This is a genomic window from Sphingobacterium sp. CZ-UAM (genome assembly GCF_002000245.1).
Taxonomy (GTDB): domain Bacteria; phylum Bacteroidota; class Bacteroidia; order Sphingobacteriales; family Sphingobacteriaceae; genus Sphingobacterium.
In genome coordinates this window covers 238,526-253,755 of the sequence record NZ_MTCM01000006.1, presented here as the reverse complement: position 1 = coordinate 253,755, position 15,230 = coordinate 238,526, and the positions used below count along the sequence as shown (strand labels likewise).

Genomic DNA, 15,230 nt, shown 5'->3' with positions numbered 1-15,230 from the left:
ACGACATACCCCGACGATGTTTATACAAATAGTGTGCACACTGCTCTAAAAGAAGAGATCAACTAGCTGTTTCGCCTCTGCTACATCATGGACACGCAGGAGCTGTACCCCTCTTTCGAGCAATAACGTGTTTAATGCAGTAGTTCCATTAAGGGCCTCTTGGGCTGTAATGTCCAATTTTTTGTAAATCATAGACTTACGGGATATACCACCTAAAATTGGTAGTCCAAAATAGTGGAGCTCATTAATACGGTATAACAATTCGTAATTTTGATCGATTGTTTTCGCAAAGCCAAACCCAGGGTCGAGGATAATGTCCTTTACACCCAAATCTCTTAACTGTGCTATACCCTGTCCCAAAAAAGTAGCAACATCAGTCACGATATCGGAATATTCGGTTTGCTCTTGCATGTTTTCCGGAGTTCCGCGCATGTGCATCAGTATATAAGGAACCTGATACTTGGCTACTGTTGCAAACATATCCTCATCAAGCGTGCCACCTGATACGTCGTTGATCATGTGTACTCCAGCATCAATAGCTTCAGCGGCTATATCCGCCCGAAAGGTATCTATGGATAAGATGGCTTCTGGAAATGTATTTCTGATGGCCTGAATAGGAGGAAGTGCTCTGTCCATTTCCTCCTGTGAAGAGATCAATGGAGCTCCGGGACGTGAAGAGTAAGCGCCAATATCGAGGATCTGAGCTCCCGCTTCTAAAAGATGTCCTGCTTTTTCCAGTGCTTTCTCCACCGTGGTATTATCGCCACCATCAAAAAAGGAATCAGGTGTTACATTGAGAATACCCATGATAACAGGTTTTTCAAATGTTATTAGTTTTCCACCGACATTGATGGATGGGGCAGATGCTGTCTGAAATTTTTTCATCGGAATAAATTGTTCTCCGCTGCTGGAGAGAGAATAACGATTATAAGCCCTGTTTATCTGACCACTAGAACACCATCAGCAACAATATTAATGTCCTTTTTGGGCTGCGTAATCTGATTAATCTCAGCTTGCGATTTGCCGAGATCTTTTGCGGCATGTTGCAGACTAGCCACTGAGGTTTCTTTTTTCTTAGCTACCCCTTCGACAACAACGGTCTTACCAACAATATCTGCAGGCATAAAGAATCCATAATCTTTAAAGCGAACCATAATCGGCTCCTGGCCATCTCGCTGCAGGGTCATGAAACAGCCTTTCTTTTTGCAGACTTCAACAACCTTACCCTCAACTTTGCCCGTGAATGTATGCTTGCTGCTTAACTCTTTCTCTAATTTAGAAATAGAAATCGCCTTAGTTGCCTGAATTTCCTTTCCATATTTTACACCTGGCTTTGCCGAAGGGATCTCCTTTTTCTGAGCGTGTAATTGCGTACTTACAGCAATAGCCAATGCAAAAAATAAAATGATCTTTTTCATCTGTATAGAAGTTGATTTTTAAAGTTGATACAGCCATCCGATTTACTGCGCGAGCACGAAAACCAAGTTGTCATGCTTGAACGTAAAGGCGGCATTCAAATAGGATACCTGTTTTATATTACTTTCGAATAAATTCAAATTTACCACTTGGATCCAGTTTCATTACGGTAGACGATTTACCGTCCGTTTTCACATGCCTATCGTATGTGACAATATAGTCTACACCTGTTTTGATTTCTTCAGCGATTTCATCAAAATCTTTTGCTGTTGGTTCGCCGCTGATATTTGCGGATGTAGAGATAATGGGCTTACGGAAACGTTGCAGTAGCTGTTCGCAAAAAGGATGTTTGACAATTCGAATGCCGATCGAGCCGTCCTCTGCAATGGCATTGGGGGCAAGATTTTTGGCATTCGAATAGACTATGGTCAAGGGCTTGTCTGTATATTCAATAAGTTGATAAGCAACATCAGGGATTTCGTTTACATAACTAGCCAATTGGTTGTCGTTATGTAAAAGGACGATTAGGCTTTTGGACTTATCTCTCCCTTTCAACTGAAAGACTTTCTCTACTGCATCAGGATTGGTGGCATCACAGCCTATTCCCCAGATGGTGTCTGTTGGGTATAAGATTAACCCACCAGCTTTCAGCGTTTCCAACGCCATGTTCAGATCCTCTCGATCCACAAATGCACTCATTTTTTATTTTTTTAATTCTGATCTTGAATTAGACAGCCACATTATGCTCACGCAAAGCATCATTTAATGATGTTTTCTTATCGGTCGATTCTTTGCGTTGACCAATGATCAATGCGCAAGGAACTTGATACTCGCCAGCGGCAAATTTTTTAGTATAAGATCCAGGGATGACAACCGAACGGGCAGGGACATAGCCTTTGTATTCTACTGGTTCAGGTCCAGTAACATCAATAATTTTGGTTGATGCAGTCAATACGACATTTGCTCCTAACACCGCTTCTTTTTCGACGCGAATACCTTCAACAACGATCGCTCTTGATCCAATAAATACATTGTCCTCAATGATAACCGGAGCTGCCTGAACTGGCTCAAGTACGCCACCGATACCAACACCACCACTTAAGTGCACATGTTTACCGATCTGAGCACAAGATCCAACTGTCGCCCAGGTATCTACCATTGTGCCTTCGTCTACGTAGGCTCCGATATTAACATAAGAAGGCATCATGATGACCCCTTTTGCTAAATAAGCACCCAAACGGGCAGAAGCACCAGGAACAACCCGTACACCAGTATGTTTGTAGTCTGTTTTTAGCTTCATTTTGTCATGGAATACAAAAGGACCAGCTGTCATTTCACGCATATCGTTGATCGGGAAATACAAGATCACAGCTTTCTTGATCCAGTCATTTACATGCCATCTCGTGCCGATCAATTCCGCTACACGGATTTCACCGCTGTCTAGCTTCATGATCACGGTACGAATCGCTTCTGTATATTCTTTATACTCCAATAATTGTCTATCTTCCCAAGCTTCCTCAATCAATTTTTTAAGTGGCTCTACCATATTATTTGTTTGCTTATTTGAATTTGTTTATTTTGATGTACAAACTTAGATAAAGTTGTATTTAAAAGCAACTTTATCGATCTCTCCCCAGCAGTGAAGAAAATATTCATCCGGGGAATCTGTTAATTTTGGGTGGAAATACCACGATAATTTGCTAATATAACTATTTTTGTGCTATGGCAGCAGCATCAGAAAAATTGAGAATTGATAAATATTTATGGTCGATAAGAGTGTTTAAGACAAGAACTTTGGCGACCGAAGCCTGTAAGGCGGGACGGGTAAAGCTAAACGGTCAAAATATTAAACCTTCTTACGAAGTGAAGATCGGCGATGTCTATCATATCCAAAAAGGAATAGAGAAGAAGGTCGTTAAGGTGATTGGTCTTCTTGAGCGAAGGGTGGATGCAAAAACTGCGGTGCAGTTTTATGAAGATCAAACCCCGGTAGAAGATACTGTTGGCTACAAATCTGTATTTCAGGCGCCAGTGCTTAAACGTGACCGCGGAACAGGAAGACCAACGAAGAAAGATCGTCGTGAAATAGATGATTTACAGGCTTCTGAATGGTGGGACAAAGACGATGAATAGGACAAAAAACATTTCATTTCTTCGGTAATTATTTGCAGCCAATCCGCCTCGTCTGTCAATTATGGGAATTTATTTGAATGATGGCAGCAAACTGTGCACGTAAAAATTCTTCGCTTCCTACGATGAAATATTTGTGACCAAAAATAGGATGCAAAATTTAGGCTATATACAAGAATAATATGAAGATACATGCAATGATAGCGATGATTATCGGAGCTGCTGCGGTTACGGCTTCCTGTAATCGCAACGATGGAAATAAAAAAGAAGAAATGAAAGAAAAATTTGTTCTGGCAATTCATGGTGGAGCAGGGACAATTTTGAAAAAAAATATGACCGACTCGATGGAGCAGGCTTATAAAACTGTCTTAGAACAAGCTTTGAATGCCGGCTATAACCAATTGAAGGCGGGACATTCCAGTTTGGATGCGGTTGAACACGCTATTCATGTGATGGAAGATTCTCCTTTGTTTAATGCCGGAAAGGGAGCTGTATTTACAAACGCGGGAAGAAATGAATTGGATGCCTCTATCATGGAAGGTAAAACACTGGCTGCGGGTGCAGTTGCTGGGGTTACAACCATTAGAAATCCCATTTCTGCAGCGCGTGCGGTGATGGAAAAATCCGAACATGTGATGATGGTAGGCAAAGGAGCGGAAGAATTCGCCAAAGAAGTCGGGTTGCAACTTGTGGATCCATCTTACTTTTGGACTAAAACACGCTGGGATGCCTTGCAAAAAATTAAAAAAGGCGACAGTACCAAAACACAGCTGGATCACGATCAAAAGCAGAGCTCACGTTTAGGAACCCTTAACAAGGATTATAAATTTGGAACGGTAGGGTGTGTAGCATTGGATAATCAGGGGAATTTAGCTGCAGGGACCTCGACCGGAGGGATGACCAACAAAAAATTTGGCCGCGTAGGCGATTCACCAATTATTGGTGCTGGAACTTATGCGAATAATGCGACCTGTGCGGTTTCCTGTACCGGATGGGGCGAATTCTATATACGTAATGTAGCAGCATACTCTGTTTCGGCCTTAATGGAATATAAAAACGATAACGTATGGCAAGCCGGCCAAGAAGTCATTGATCGAATCGGAAAGATGGGCGGGGATGGTGGAATGATCGTCATGGACAAACAGGGACATGTCGCTATGCCGTTTAATACAGAAGGTATGTATAGAGGGACCGTAACCAAAGATGGCAAGGTAGAAGTAGAGATTTATAAATAATCAAACAGATACAGCTCAGCTCCCGTCAAATAATTGTGACTTTACAGATGCCATCCACGCTAACCGAAGAGTCTGCGGAAGATATAGGTATGAAGGGACAATGACTGTCATTCGACAGAATACGGTAAAAGTGGTTGGGGAATCCCAAGTCATCGTTGCCAAAAATTCATGTGAATTAAGGAAAAAATCCAAAGGAATGATGACTTGGGATAATCTCACACGGAGCGCCTATGATGAGGGCAAAGTGTTTAAGATCAAATAACTATAGGTATTTTTCAATTTCGTCAAACTGGATATCCCCATGTGAAGCATTGTAAAGACTATTTTTACCTTCGACAATAAGTATCTGCGGGGATTGATGCTCGATATTCCAGCGTTGTGCAATTTCATTGGAAAGCGCACGATAGCGCAACAGGTCTAAAAGATAAATTGAATAGTCCTGATCAGCAGTATTTGACATCCGTTCCAAGCTGCGTTTTGCCATATTACTGATGCCACAAGTCGTACTGTGCTTGAATATGGCGGAAACTTTATCTGATTGATAAAGCTCCTGTAATTGTTCTTCTGTATTTAATTCTATCCAATTGATCATAATTATAATTCTTTAAATTTCTTTTGCTCGACTTGTACAAAGGAAGAAATCGAAGAGAATACGCAGGTTCTCTTGTCGTTGCTTGCAGCGCTAAATAAACTAGGCAGACGTATCCCATCTCCTATTTCTTTGTATTTGCCAACCTCATAACTGATTTTTTCTGATTTATCAGTGTATTCATAGCGTGTAATTTCGCCCGTATTTTGATCGATATAGATTAAGCCGTCCAGTTTCGAGCCGAGAACTGGGCCTGATGAGGTAATACTTGCGATGGTGAGTTTTTGTCCACCAATAAATCGTTCTTCCTGAATTTTAAACTGCACACTTCTCTGCTCTATTAGCGTCGGTAGCAGAAGCAGATTTAGATCCGCAAAAAGTTGATTTTTTATGGATTTCTTTATTTCCTGTCCGTCAGTAGCTACATTGCCGGCAATAAAAAGTTTATCGGCGCTACTTCCTTTAAAATTGAATAAATAGGTTACCTGATCAGAACCACTGAACCCGTCGAATCTACATTCTCCCGTGGTTCGGTTAAAAAGGAATTTACGTTCTTCATTGGATAACTCTTCGGATACTGTATTTCCTTTCGCGGAAAAGGCGAGATACTGTAGGGAGTCCCATTTGCCTTGGCCACCGATACTACGCCAGATTTGTTTGTTCAGACTATCATTCTGGGCGGATAAATGTCCGAAACCGAAGAACGATAACATCAATACTAAAAGTATGTTCGATAATGTTTTCATAATCATATCTAAAAAATAAAAATCGATTAATAAGATATTATCATACTTTATTAATCGATTTATTTAAAATAAAAGTATTCGTGCGTTGCTATGTTTTGGCCCAGAATACTTTTTCATGATTAAATAATAGACAAAATTGATACCAAACTAGAATTTTTTAGCAATGGCAGCCATTTGTATTGCTGTAATAGCAGCTTCTTCTCCTTTATTGCCATGTTTACCACCAGCGCGATCCAAAGCTTGTTGAAGGTTATCCGTTGTTAGTACGCCAAAGATAACAGGTTTGTTATATTTTAGTCCTACATTTGACACGCCATTTGCAACCGCATGGCAGATAAAATCAAAATGTCTGGTTTCTCCCTGGATGACACAACCCAAACAGATGACAGCATCAAAGCTTTGATTTCTCAATGCCAGATCTGCTCCGGAAGTCAGCTCGAAGCTCCCAGGCACTTCAATGATGTCGATATTACCTTCTTTTGCGCCATGTTTTTCTAAACCTGAGATTGCGCCGTTCAATAATGCACCAGTAATTTCTGCATTCCACTGTGCAACTACAATTGCAAATTTGAATGGACTTGCATCCGCAACTTGGATATGCGAAAAGTCTGATAGATTTTTAATGCTACTTGCCATAATAGATGCAAAGATAATGAATTTAGATGGTCACAAAAAAAGAGGCTATCAAATAGCCTCTTTTTTGTGTATTTATGATTTCTTATAAATGTGCTTGTACTCTACCCAATAGACCATCGATAGTAGAAGCCTCTTGGCTTTCCGGAAAATCTGTCTTGATCTTTTTGTAAGCTGTTTCAGCACTTTTGTAGTCGTTCTGTGCTTCATAAACAAGACCTAATTTTTTTAGAAATAATGGTGTTGTGTATGAGTTGCTTGATTTTTCAGATGCTTGTTTATAGTAATCAGCTGCTTTTTTGTAGTCTTTTAACTCTGAATAGGCATCACCTGTTAAACCGATAACCAGTGGGTCTAAGATTTGACTTCCTGTAGGTGAATATTTTTCCAATGCTTTTACAGCATCATCAAATTTTCCTTGACGTAGGTAAAGCCCACCTAAATATGCATTTGCAATATTTGCGGACTTTGTATTTGAATATTCTTCGGCAATTTGTTTAAAACCAAGGAATGATCCATCACCTGTAATCGCTTTATTCTGTAAAGAGTCAATTGTAACAAGCTGCTCGGCTTTATACATACGATTTGATGCTTCTTCTGCCCGCGGTTGCAAATACAATTTCTCGTATCCAAAGTAAAGCAATATCAATACAACGATACCACCTAAAATAAACGCAACGCTTTTTTGGTTATCTTGAAAAAAAGATCCTTTTGAAGGTTTTAAACCTTGATTTGTATTATTTGTATTTTTAGACATTACTAATCAGTAAAATATGGATTGCAAAAATACACTTTTCGAGCAAATTTGCAAGTGTTTTGGAAATTTTAAAGTGAATTAACTTTTGTTTTCGGACGCATTTGATAATTCGATTTCTTTATCCAATTGTTCGTAGATCGAGTTTTTGCTTTTAAATTCCGGAACGATAAGCTTCATCTGGTAAACAACCTCATTCTTATTTTGAGTGGCTAATCTTTCTTTTAATTCCGCTAATTTTAAACTGACAATGTTATAATTATTTTCGCGCACTTTGGCGATCATAATTTTCTCATGGTGTGTCGGAAGGGTGTTCTCGAGGTCGTTTAGCAACTCTTCATAGAGTTTTTCGCCTGGTCTTAAACCGGTAAACTTTATTTCGATATCTTCATTTGGCTTAAATCCGGAAAGACGGATCATCTTCTTGGCAAGCTCAACGATCTTCACCGATTTGCCCATGTCAAAAACAAAGATCTCTCCGCCTTGCCCCATTGCTCCAGCCTCAAGAACGAGTCGACAGGCTTCGGGTATAGTCATAAAATAACGTGTAATTTCAGGATGCGTTACTGTAACAGGCCCGCCTTTTTGGATCTGATCTCTAAATCGAGGAATAACAGAACCATTTGAGCCAAGAACATTTCCGAAACGCGTAGTAATAAATTTTGTACTGACTTTTCCAGTTGATAAACTCTCCAAATGATTGTTCAACGACTGTACATATATCTCCGCGATTCGTTTTGTTGCCCCCATAATATTTGTTGGATTAACGGCCTTGTCTGTTGAAACGAAAACAAATTTTTCGACCTGAAATTCCACAGCTAAATCGGCCAGATTTTTCGTGCCCATAACATTCGTTTGTACAGCTTCAAGCGGATGATTTTCCATCATAGGAACATGTTTGTAAGCTGCCGCATGATAGACATAATGTGGTTTGAATGTTTCAAAGAGCAAGCGCATTCTTTCTGTACTTCGGATATCCGCGATATAGGTATGGTATACCTGATTTGGAAATTCGTCCTGCAAATCCAGTTGTAAATTGTGCAATGGCGATTCTGCCTGATCACAAAGAATAATCATTTGCGGCTCATATTTTCCTAACTGAGAGGCAATTTCACTCCCGATGGAACCAGCAGCGCCGGTAACAAGAATTCTTTTTCCTTTTGTTTGGCTTAGGATATGATCGTCATTGATTTTGATTGGATCCCTTTCCAATAGGTCTTCAATTTTTATTTTTTGGATCTGATTAGGATTAAGATCCCCATTCATAATCTTTTTGACAGGAGGAAGGGTTAAGATACTAACATTCCTTTCCAAAGCAATATCCGTAATTTCATTTTTGCGCTCTGAGGGAATATTGTGTGATGCAATAATGACCTCTTCAACATTCAGGGTGTTGATCAGATGGTTAAATTTTTTAGATGAGTAAATTTTGGTGCCATCAATCACTTTGTTGATCTTCTGGTCGTTATCGTCCAGAAAACCGATGATCGCATTTTTCGATCTCAGATCGTGATCTAATGTTCTTTTTACAGCAATGCCGAGATCACCGGCGCCATAGATCAGGGTTTTCTTTCTGGTGCCATTGACCTTTTTAGTATAGAGAAAGAAAATTTTGATGATAGTTCGATATACGGTTAATATTAAAAATGAGAAGAGAGCAAAGAAAATAATTAATGCGGTAGGGATATTACGTTCAATTTCATTAGCCTGAATAATCAATTTGATGATTAAAAGCATGAAAACACTAAATATGATGGTGGATAATATCCGGATGGAGTCAATTGCACTTGTGTAACGAATGATCCCGGTATACATCTTGAACAGGTAAAAGGATAGGGAACAAACGCTTACAAATAAAATATACCTTATGCTGAAATCGATATCAAGGAGAAAATCGAAATTAAAATCGTAATAAATGATGTTTGCAAGGAGATAGGCAACAGAGACACTGAAAATATCCAATAAAAAAATGATCCACCTGGGTACTATACTGATTTTACTTAGCATCGTATTATATCTGATTAATTTAGACAAATGTAGATAATTTTGTTTCATTCCCATGGTCTTATATGCATTAATCTTTATACTGTCCAATGATTGCTGAAGGCTAACCAAAGATCGATGGCCTGCTGTTAAGGGCAGGCAGCGAGCAGTGATTCTAGCAATTTTATCTGCGTTTGATTAGATTGATTATTTATCGTAATTTTAACTAAAGTCAATTTAATAAAATGAATGAGTTAGGAAAGCTTGCGAGCCAGGCCATGATTTCTCCAAAAGAGATGCTTTTTGAGAAGAAAAAGAATGGAAAAAGTCTTTTTATTGGGATTCCAAAAGAAACTTCACTTCAGGAAAAGCGTATATGTTTAACACCATTGGCTGTGGCACTGTTGGTCGAAAACGGGCATGAGGTCTTAATTGAGACTGGAGCTGGAGCCGGGGCTAATTTTTTGGATCACCATTATAGTGAGCAAGGGGCCCGTATCGTGACGTCTAGAGAAGAAATATACCAGGCAGATTTAATCATTAAAGTTGGCAGTCCTACTGTATCTGAAGTCAAATTGATGAAAGAAAGGCAGGTGCTATTATCTTCTCAGCAACCGTCTTTAATGAATGTAGAGGTATTAAAGGCACTTATGCATAAGAAGATCACAGCAATTTCTTACGAATACTTACGCGATGAAGGTGGATGTTTGGCCGTGGTGAGGGCAATGAGTGAGATTGTCGGGGCGACGGCAACGTTGATCGCCGGAGAATATTTAAGTAATGCTTTCGGCGGAAAAGGACTCATGCTTGGCGGTGTCACCGGAGTCGCCTCTACTGAAGTTGTCATTATCGGAGCAGGAACAGTGGGGGAACAAGCTGCTCGTACTGCCTTGGCCCTGGGCGCACAAGTAAAAGTATTCGACAATTCAATTTATAAACTTCGACGTTTGCAAAATAACCTCGGAAGCAGGGTTTTCACTTCGGTCATTCAGCCTATCATTCTCAATAAAGCCGTAATCAGTTCAGATGTTGTTATTGGCGCATTGCGCGCACGCAATGGCCGTTCTGCTTGTGTGATTTCCGAAGAAACAGTGTCAAAGATGAAGCCGAACTCGGTTATTATTGATGTCAGTATTGATCAGGGGGGGAATTTTGAGACATCGGAAGTAACTTCACATGATAAGCCCGTTTTTCGAAAATTCGATGTCATTCATTATTGTGTCCCTAATATTGCGTCGCGGGTAGCTCGTACAGCAACTTATGCCATGAGTAATATTTTTACCTCGATCTTGTTGGATTTTGCCGAATTGGGTGGATTGAAAAATGCAATTTGGAAAAGCCCCGGGATAAGAAGTTCAATTTATCTTTATCAGGGCAACCTAACCAATGCCGATATGGCGTCCCGCTTTAATATGACCGCAAAAGATTTGGACTTATTGGTAGTTTCCTCGCTATAATGAAAGCCTAATACCATAAAATACAATACAGATGAAACTATCTTGAATTATTCGAAAAGAGTGAAACGAACGAAATGAGCTCATGGATGTCTTACAAAAATAATGAGTAAACGAACTCATGAATCACAAATATGGACGAGTAATCACATCGTGGGATAAATAACTCTGATAGCTTAACCATAACTGAAAAACCAAATTTAAAAGGATGAAAAAAATTCTTATGATCTTATGCGCTATAATTTCGCTTGCCAAAGCTCAGGAAGCGATTAATCTTTATCAGGATTCAATTCCAAATGCTACGGACAAAGCCCAAGCTTCTCTGGAAAAAAACAGACCGCAATTATTTATTTACACCCCGGATCAAAATATAGCTAAAAATATCGCCGTACTCGTTATTCCCGGAGGAGGATACGCGCATATTGCAATGGATCACGAAGGGCATGCGGTTGCCAAAGAACTTGTAAGCAATGGATATGCGGCCTATGTCTTGCAATATAGATTACCGTCCCCTAATATTATGCGGGATAAAAGTATCGGACCCCTACAAGACGCCCAACGTGCAATACAGCTGATCCGGGAATCAAATCCAAAGTTTAAAAAAGTTGGTGTTATTGGTTTTTCAGCTGGCGGGCATTTAGCATCAACACTGATGACTAAGTTTAAAAATGCTTACATCAGTAATCCAGCTCATATCTCATTGCGACCAGACTTTGCAGGATTGATATATCCTGTTATTTCGATGCAGAACGATGTGACGCATAAAGGTTCGAAAATCAATCTCCTTGGAGAAAATCCTTCCGAAGGACTAGTTCAATTGTTCTCTTCAGATCTACAGGTTTCACCTGAAGTCTGTCCTGCTTTCTTTGTGCATGCCAAAGATGATACTGCTGTTCCGATCGAAAACAGCTATAGAATGATGGCTGCATTGGATAAAGTCCATGTCCCAAATAAGCTTTATGTTTTTGATCAAGGTGGCCACGGCTTTGGATTAATTAATAAAACCTCGGAAAAAAAATGGTTTGATGCATTTCTATCCTGGTTGTCGGACTTACATTAATCGAAAGCGATCCAATTGGATATTGTTAGATCAACGGCTTGATTTTTCTCTGGGATTAACTGTGAGGTGCTGATACAATGCAGATCAACGATAGTATTGGAAATTACAAGTTCGTAATAGAAACCTCTGAATTTAATGTCTTTGACAAAGAAAGACGACGCTTCTGTGGGCGAAATAGAAATCCATTCTTGATGAATGGCAATGGACTTATCGCTTTGGATACCTAAATTTTGAGCTTTTTCGGGGCTGAGGATATTGCTTTTTGCCAATAATTGTGCCGTATAAGGATGTGATGGCTGACTATACAATAGGTGAGGATTATTCTGATCTAATATTTTTCCCGATTTCATGACAATAAGGTTGTCCGCCAGCGCGAGTACCTCTGTGGGGTCATGTGAAACGAGGATGATCGTAAGACCTGTTTCCTTAACGATATCTTTGATGTCTTGCTGCAACGTGTCTCGAAAGGATGCGTCAACTTGATTAAATGGTTCATCCATCAGCAATACTTCCGGTTCATTGATCAATGCGCGGCAGATGGCAACACGTTGTTTTTCTCCGCCACTGATGTCAGCAACTCTTTTCTTTGCCAGATGATCTATGCGCAGGCGTTGTAAAATTTCAGCGGTTTTATCCTGTTTCCGCTTGATATCCGTATTAGGTAGCTGTGAAGCAACGTTATCCCATACATTCGCATAGGTGTTTAGATCGTCAAACCCCTGCGACACCAGTTTCATGGCATCATGTCCCGGTATGAGCTTGTCTTTGCGGGTAGGCACTTGCCAGCCTTTATACCGGACGACACCGTTTGTCGGTTCCAACAGACCATAAATTAATCTAAGTAATGTACTCTTTCCGCTTCCTGACTCTCCAATAATAGCTGTTATTCTCCCACCTTCGATAGCAAAAGACGCATTTTCAACAGCAAACTGCATATTGTTTTCATGGAATGAAAAACTTAGATTTTCGGCATGAATTGCTGCTAATCCCGGTACGTGGGTATCGGAAGGGATATATTGACAAGAGGACGGATGAGCCATAATGGGGATGAAAGATAGTTTAACGGATAGAAATTTTACGTGTTGCCGCATCTAAGATGCTGATCTGTATTTCTTTTGCTTCTTCTGGTAGTAAATTTGGTATTTTCTCAGGCCATTCAATAAAACAGTACGCGCCTGAATAGAAATACTCCTCATAGCCAAAATCAAAGGCCTCCTGTTCATCTTTGATCCGATAAAAATCAAAATGATAGATTGGCCCATTGTCAGAGTCATACTCATTGACAATGGAGAAGGTGGGACTTGAAGTACTGTCTTTTACGCCCAGCTGTTCACATAAATATTTTGTAAAGGTCGTTTTTCCTGCCCCCATTGGGCCATATAATAGAAAAATTCGATCCGTTGGAAAACTATTTAAAAGAGTTTGTGCCGCAGCAGAAAGATCAGCTGTTGTATTTACGATAATTTCCATGCTGCAAAATTACTATTTCGGCGAGTATGTCGCAAAGGGGATGATCATTTCTTCCAAGGATATTCCGCCATGTTGGAATGTCCCATTGAAGTAATTGACAAATTGATTGTAGTTGTTTGGATAAACAAAGTAAGAATCCTCTTTGGCAAATACATAGGTGGAGCTGACATGCAGCTTGGGTAACTGTGCCTCGTGCGGGTTCCTGATCGTAAACACATCTTTTTCAATGTAGTTTAGATTTTTTCCTTGTTTATAGCGGAGATTAGTGTTTGTATTTCTATCGCCAACGATTTTGCTTGGCTTTTTTACACGAATCGTTCCATGGTCTGTGGTGATAATAACCCGTACCTTTTTCTGTGAAAGCCATTTGAGCGCCTCTAGGAGGGGTGAATGTTCAAACCATGATAAGGTAAGCGATCGATATGCTGCTTCATCATTGGCCAATTCGCGGATCATGGAGCTATCTGTCCGGGCATGAGACAGCATATCCACAAAGTTGTAGACCAGGACATTGAGCTGATTGTGCATCATATTGCCAAGATTGTCCAAAACATCCCTCCCTTGTTCAAGTGTTAAAACTTTCGTGTAGGAATGTTTTATTGGTTTGCGGTACAACCTTTTGATCTGATCATCAAGGAATTTATCTTCATATAAATTCTTGCCACCTTCATCTTCATCATTTTGCCATAACTTCGGAAAACGTTTTTCCATTTCCAGCGGGGTTAAGCCACTGAAGATGGCATTTCTTGCATATTGCGTCGCTGTAGGCAGAATACTGAAATAATTGATTTCCTCCTCCAGTCTGAAGTAATCTGTAATTACTTCGTTGATGATTTTCCACTGATCATAACGTAAATTGTCTATCAAGACGAAAAAGGTGGATATTTCTTCCTCAAGTACTGGAAATACTTTCTTTTTAAACAACTGGTGGGATAAAATAGGTGCATTTTCAGGTCTACTGATCCAGTTGATATAATTGTTTTCGATAAACTTTGAAAACTGCATATTTGCCTCGGACTTTTGCATCGTCAGGATTTCATGCATGTTGTTGTCTTCGAGCTTCTCAAGAGATAATTCCCAGTAAACAAGTTTTTTGTATACTTCTGACCATTGGCTGAAATCCAGGTTGTCATTTAATATCATGCCCAGGTTGCGGAAATCTTGTTGATAGGCCATGGAAGTTTTCTCATTGACAATGCGTTTGTTTTCAGTGAGTTTTTTTATGGTCATCAAAATCTGTTTCGGATTTACCGGTTTGATGAGATAGTCATCTATTTTAGAACCGATCGCATCTTCCATGACGTGCTCTTCTTCATTTTTGGTGACGAGTACAATCGGAACTGTGGGGTTGATGGATTTGATGATCGCGAGTGTTTCGAGCCCGGTTAATCCCGGCATGTTTTCATCTAGAAATATTAAGTGAAAAAAACCATTTTTAAAGGCCTCAACCGCATCGTTTCCATTGTTGACCGTATCAACTTTATACCCCTTACTTTCTAAAAATAAAATATGAGGTTTTAGAAAGTCAATTTCGTCATCAGCCCAGAGAATATGTGTTTTTTGCATCTTGTTATATATGTCTACTATAAGAGAGGTTGATATGTTACTCAAATCGTAACAAAAGAAAAATACCTCGTTTATTGAATGGATTTCAATATCGTACTATTATAAGCAAATATCGTGCTTTAGATTTATTTTTAACATTTCTTAACGATGAACTAACTATCTTTGTTTTAAGTTTATATTAGTGATAACCATAA

17 protein-coding genes are annotated in these 15,230 nt (G+C 39.6%); 5 read left to right on the top strand and 12 right to left on the bottom strand.

Going from position 1 to position 15,230, the window contains the following annotated elements:
- Positions 1–45: 45 nt before the first annotated feature.
- The 4 genes from folP to BWD42_RS20425 all read right to left on the bottom strand — a co-directional run bounded on the left by folP (position 46) and on the right by BWD42_RS20425 (position 2,962).
- Complete coding sequence (gene folP / locus BWD42_RS20440; RefSeq protein WP_077438251.1) at positions 46–885, bottom strand: dihydropteroate synthase; 840 nt, start codon at positions 883–885, stop codon at positions 46–48.
- A gap of 53 nt (positions 886–938) precedes the next feature.
- A complete protein-coding gene (locus BWD42_RS20435) occupies positions 939–1,418 on the bottom strand; it encodes a DUF4920 domain-containing protein (protein ID WP_077438250.1) in 480 nt (159 codons plus the stop codon).
- A 118-nt stretch (positions 1,419–1,536) separates the two neighbouring features.
- Positions 1,537–2,115: an L-threonylcarbamoyladenylate synthase gene (locus BWD42_RS20430; protein WP_077438249.1), complete on the bottom strand. Its 579-nt coding sequence runs from the start codon at positions 2,113–2,115 to the stop codon at positions 1,537–1,539.
- Between the two features lie 28 nt (positions 2,116–2,143).
- A complete protein-coding gene (locus BWD42_RS20425; protein ID WP_077438248.1) occupies positions 2,144–2,962 on the bottom strand; it encodes a 2,3,4,5-tetrahydropyridine-2,6-dicarboxylate N-succinyltransferase in 819 nt (272 codons plus the stop codon).
- 176 nt (positions 2,963–3,138) lie between these two features.
- Here BWD42_RS20425 and BWD42_RS20420 point away from each other — a divergent pair, with 176 nt between their 5' ends.
- The 3 genes from BWD42_RS20420 (at position 3,139) to BWD42_RS24815 (ending at position 5,043) form a co-directional block, all read left to right on the top strand.
- Positions 3,139–3,549 (top strand): RNA-binding S4 domain-containing protein, encoded by a 411-nt coding sequence (locus BWD42_RS20420; RefSeq protein ID WP_077438247.1) that lies wholly within the window; start codon positions 3,139–3,141, stop codon positions 3,547–3,549.
- A 179-nt stretch (positions 3,550–3,728) separates the two neighbouring features.
- Positions 3,729–4,781, top strand: coding sequence for an isoaspartyl peptidase/L-asparaginase family protein (locus BWD42_RS20415; protein WP_077438246.1), 1,053 nt, complete (start codon positions 3,729–3,731; stop codon positions 4,779–4,781).
- Between the two features lie 100 nt (positions 4,782–4,881).
- Complete coding sequence (locus BWD42_RS24815; RefSeq protein WP_175992107.1) at positions 4,882–5,043, top strand: hypothetical protein; 162 nt, start codon at positions 4,882–4,884, stop codon at positions 5,041–5,043.
- Here BWD42_RS24815 and ytxJ read toward each other — a convergent pair whose 3' ends face one another.
- The 5 genes from ytxJ to BWD42_RS20390 form a co-directional block, all read right to left on the bottom strand.
- On the bottom strand, positions 5,044–5,373 hold the full coding sequence (gene ytxJ, locus BWD42_RS20410; protein WP_217700109.1) for a bacillithiol system redox-active protein YtxJ: 330 nt from the start codon (positions 5,371–5,373) through the stop codon (positions 5,044–5,046). It lies immediately after the preceding gene.
- 2 nt (positions 5,374–5,375) lie between these two features.
- Complete coding sequence (locus BWD42_RS20405; RefSeq protein WP_077438245.1) at positions 5,376–6,116, bottom strand: hypothetical protein; 741 nt, start codon at positions 6,114–6,116, stop codon at positions 5,376–5,378.
- A 147-nt stretch (positions 6,117–6,263) separates the two neighbouring features.
- On the bottom strand, positions 6,264–6,752 hold the full coding sequence (gene ribH / locus BWD42_RS20400; protein WP_077438244.1) for a 6,7-dimethyl-8-ribityllumazine synthase: 489 nt from the start codon (positions 6,750–6,752) through the stop codon (positions 6,264–6,266).
- An 82-nt stretch (positions 6,753–6,834) separates the two neighbouring features.
- On the bottom strand, positions 6,835–7,506 hold the full coding sequence (locus BWD42_RS20395; RefSeq protein ID WP_077438243.1) for a tetratricopeptide repeat protein: 672 nt from the start codon (positions 7,504–7,506) through the stop codon (positions 6,835–6,837).
- A 78-nt stretch (positions 7,507–7,584) separates the two neighbouring features.
- A complete protein-coding gene (locus BWD42_RS20390) occupies positions 7,585–9,510 on the bottom strand; it encodes a polysaccharide biosynthesis protein (RefSeq protein WP_077438309.1) in 1,926 nt (641 codons plus the stop codon).
- Between the two features lie 221 nt (positions 9,511–9,731).
- On the opposite strand from BWD42_RS20390, the gene BWD42_RS20385 reads away from it, so the two are divergent.
- Together BWD42_RS20385 and BWD42_RS20380 are read left to right on the top strand one after the other, a co-directional pair.
- The gene (locus BWD42_RS20385) at positions 9,732–10,943 is read left to right on the top strand and encodes an alanine dehydrogenase (protein ID WP_077438242.1); all 1,212 of its coding nucleotides are present in this window, start codon (positions 9,732–9,734) and stop codon (positions 10,941–10,943) included.
- 205 nt (positions 10,944–11,148) lie between these two features.
- Complete coding sequence (locus tag BWD42_RS20380) at positions 11,149–12,000, top strand: alpha/beta hydrolase (RefSeq protein WP_077438241.1); 852 nt, start codon at positions 11,149–11,151, stop codon at positions 11,998–12,000.
- Here BWD42_RS20380 and BWD42_RS20375 read toward each other — a convergent pair.
- The 3 genes from BWD42_RS20375 to BWD42_RS20365 are packed head-to-tail and all read right to left on the bottom strand — an operon-like array spanning position 11,997 to position 15,036.
- Complete coding sequence (locus BWD42_RS20375; protein ID WP_254846287.1) at positions 11,997–13,091, bottom strand: ABC transporter ATP-binding protein; 1,095 nt, start codon at positions 13,089–13,091, stop codon at positions 11,997–11,999. The genes BWD42_RS20380 and BWD42_RS20375 overlap by 4 nt on opposite strands.
- A complete protein-coding gene (tsaE, locus tag BWD42_RS20370; protein ID WP_077438239.1) occupies positions 13,060–13,470 on the bottom strand; it encodes a tRNA (adenosine(37)-N6)-threonylcarbamoyltransferase complex ATPase subunit type 1 TsaE in 411 nt (136 codons plus the stop codon). Before tsaE ends, BWD42_RS20375 begins: the two co-directional genes overlap by 32 nt.
- A gap of 12 nt (positions 13,471–13,482) precedes the next feature.
- On the bottom strand, positions 13,483–15,036 hold the full coding sequence (locus BWD42_RS20365; protein WP_077438238.1) for a bifunctional response regulator/alkaline phosphatase family protein: 1,554 nt from the start codon (positions 15,034–15,036) through the stop codon (positions 13,483–13,485).
- Positions 15,037–15,230 lie beyond the last annotated feature (194 nt).

Coding starts and splice junctions, on each gene's coding strand:
- BWD42_RS20395 (WP_077438243.1), bottom strand. CDS start 7,506: ATGTCTAAAAATACAAATAATACAAATCAAGGTTTAAAACCTTCAAAA.
- BWD42_RS20435 (WP_077438250.1), bottom strand. CDS start 1,418: ATGAAAAAGATCATTTTATTTTTTGCATTGGCTATTGCTGTAAGTACG.
- BWD42_RS20415 (WP_077438246.1), top strand. CDS start 3,729: ATGAAGATACATGCAATGATAGCGATGATTATCGGAGCTGCTGCGGTT.
- BWD42_RS20375 (WP_254846287.1), bottom strand. CDS start 13,091: ATGCGGCAACACGTAAAATTTCTATCCGTTAAACTATCTTTCATCCCC.
- BWD42_RS20420 (WP_077438247.1), top strand. CDS start 3,139: ATGGCAGCAGCATCAGAAAAATTGAGAATTGATAAATATTTATGGTCG.
- BWD42_RS20390 (WP_077438309.1), bottom strand. CDS start 9,510: ATGCTAAGTAAAATCAGTATAGTACCCAGGTGGATCATTTTTTTATTG.
- BWD42_RS20425 (WP_077438248.1), bottom strand. CDS start 2,962: ATGGTAGAGCCACTTAAAAAATTGATTGAGGAAGCTTGGGAAGATAGA.
- ytxJ (WP_217700109.1), bottom strand. CDS start 5,373: ATGATCAATTGGATAGAATTAAATACAGAAGAACAATTACAGGAGCTT.
- tsaE (WP_077438239.1), bottom strand. CDS start 13,470: ATGGAAATTATCGTAAATACAACAGCTGATCTTTCTGCTGCGGCACAA.
- BWD42_RS20380 (WP_077438241.1), top strand. CDS start 11,149: ATGAAAAAAATTCTTATGATCTTATGCGCTATAATTTCGCTTGCCAAA.
- ribH (WP_077438244.1), bottom strand. CDS start 6,752: ATGGCAAGTAGCATTAAAAATCTATCAGACTTTTCGCATATCCAAGTT.
- BWD42_RS24815 (WP_175992107.1), top strand. CDS start 4,882: ATGACTGTCATTCGACAGAATACGGTAAAAGTGGTTGGGGAATCCCAA.
- BWD42_RS20385 (WP_077438242.1), top strand. CDS start 9,732: ATGAATGAGTTAGGAAAGCTTGCGAGCCAGGCCATGATTTCTCCAAAA.
- BWD42_RS20405 (WP_077438245.1), bottom strand. CDS start 6,116: ATGAAAACATTATCGAACATACTTTTAGTATTGATGTTATCGTTCTTC.
- BWD42_RS20365 (WP_077438238.1), bottom strand. CDS start 15,036: ATGCAAAAAACACATATTCTCTGGGCTGATGACGAAATTGACTTTCTA.
- folP (WP_077438251.1), bottom strand. CDS start 885: ATGAAAAAATTTCAGACAGCATCTGCCCCATCCATCAATGTCGGTGGA.
- BWD42_RS20430 (WP_077438249.1), bottom strand. CDS start 2,115: ATGAGTGCATTTGTGGATCGAGAGGATCTGAACATGGCGTTGGAAACG.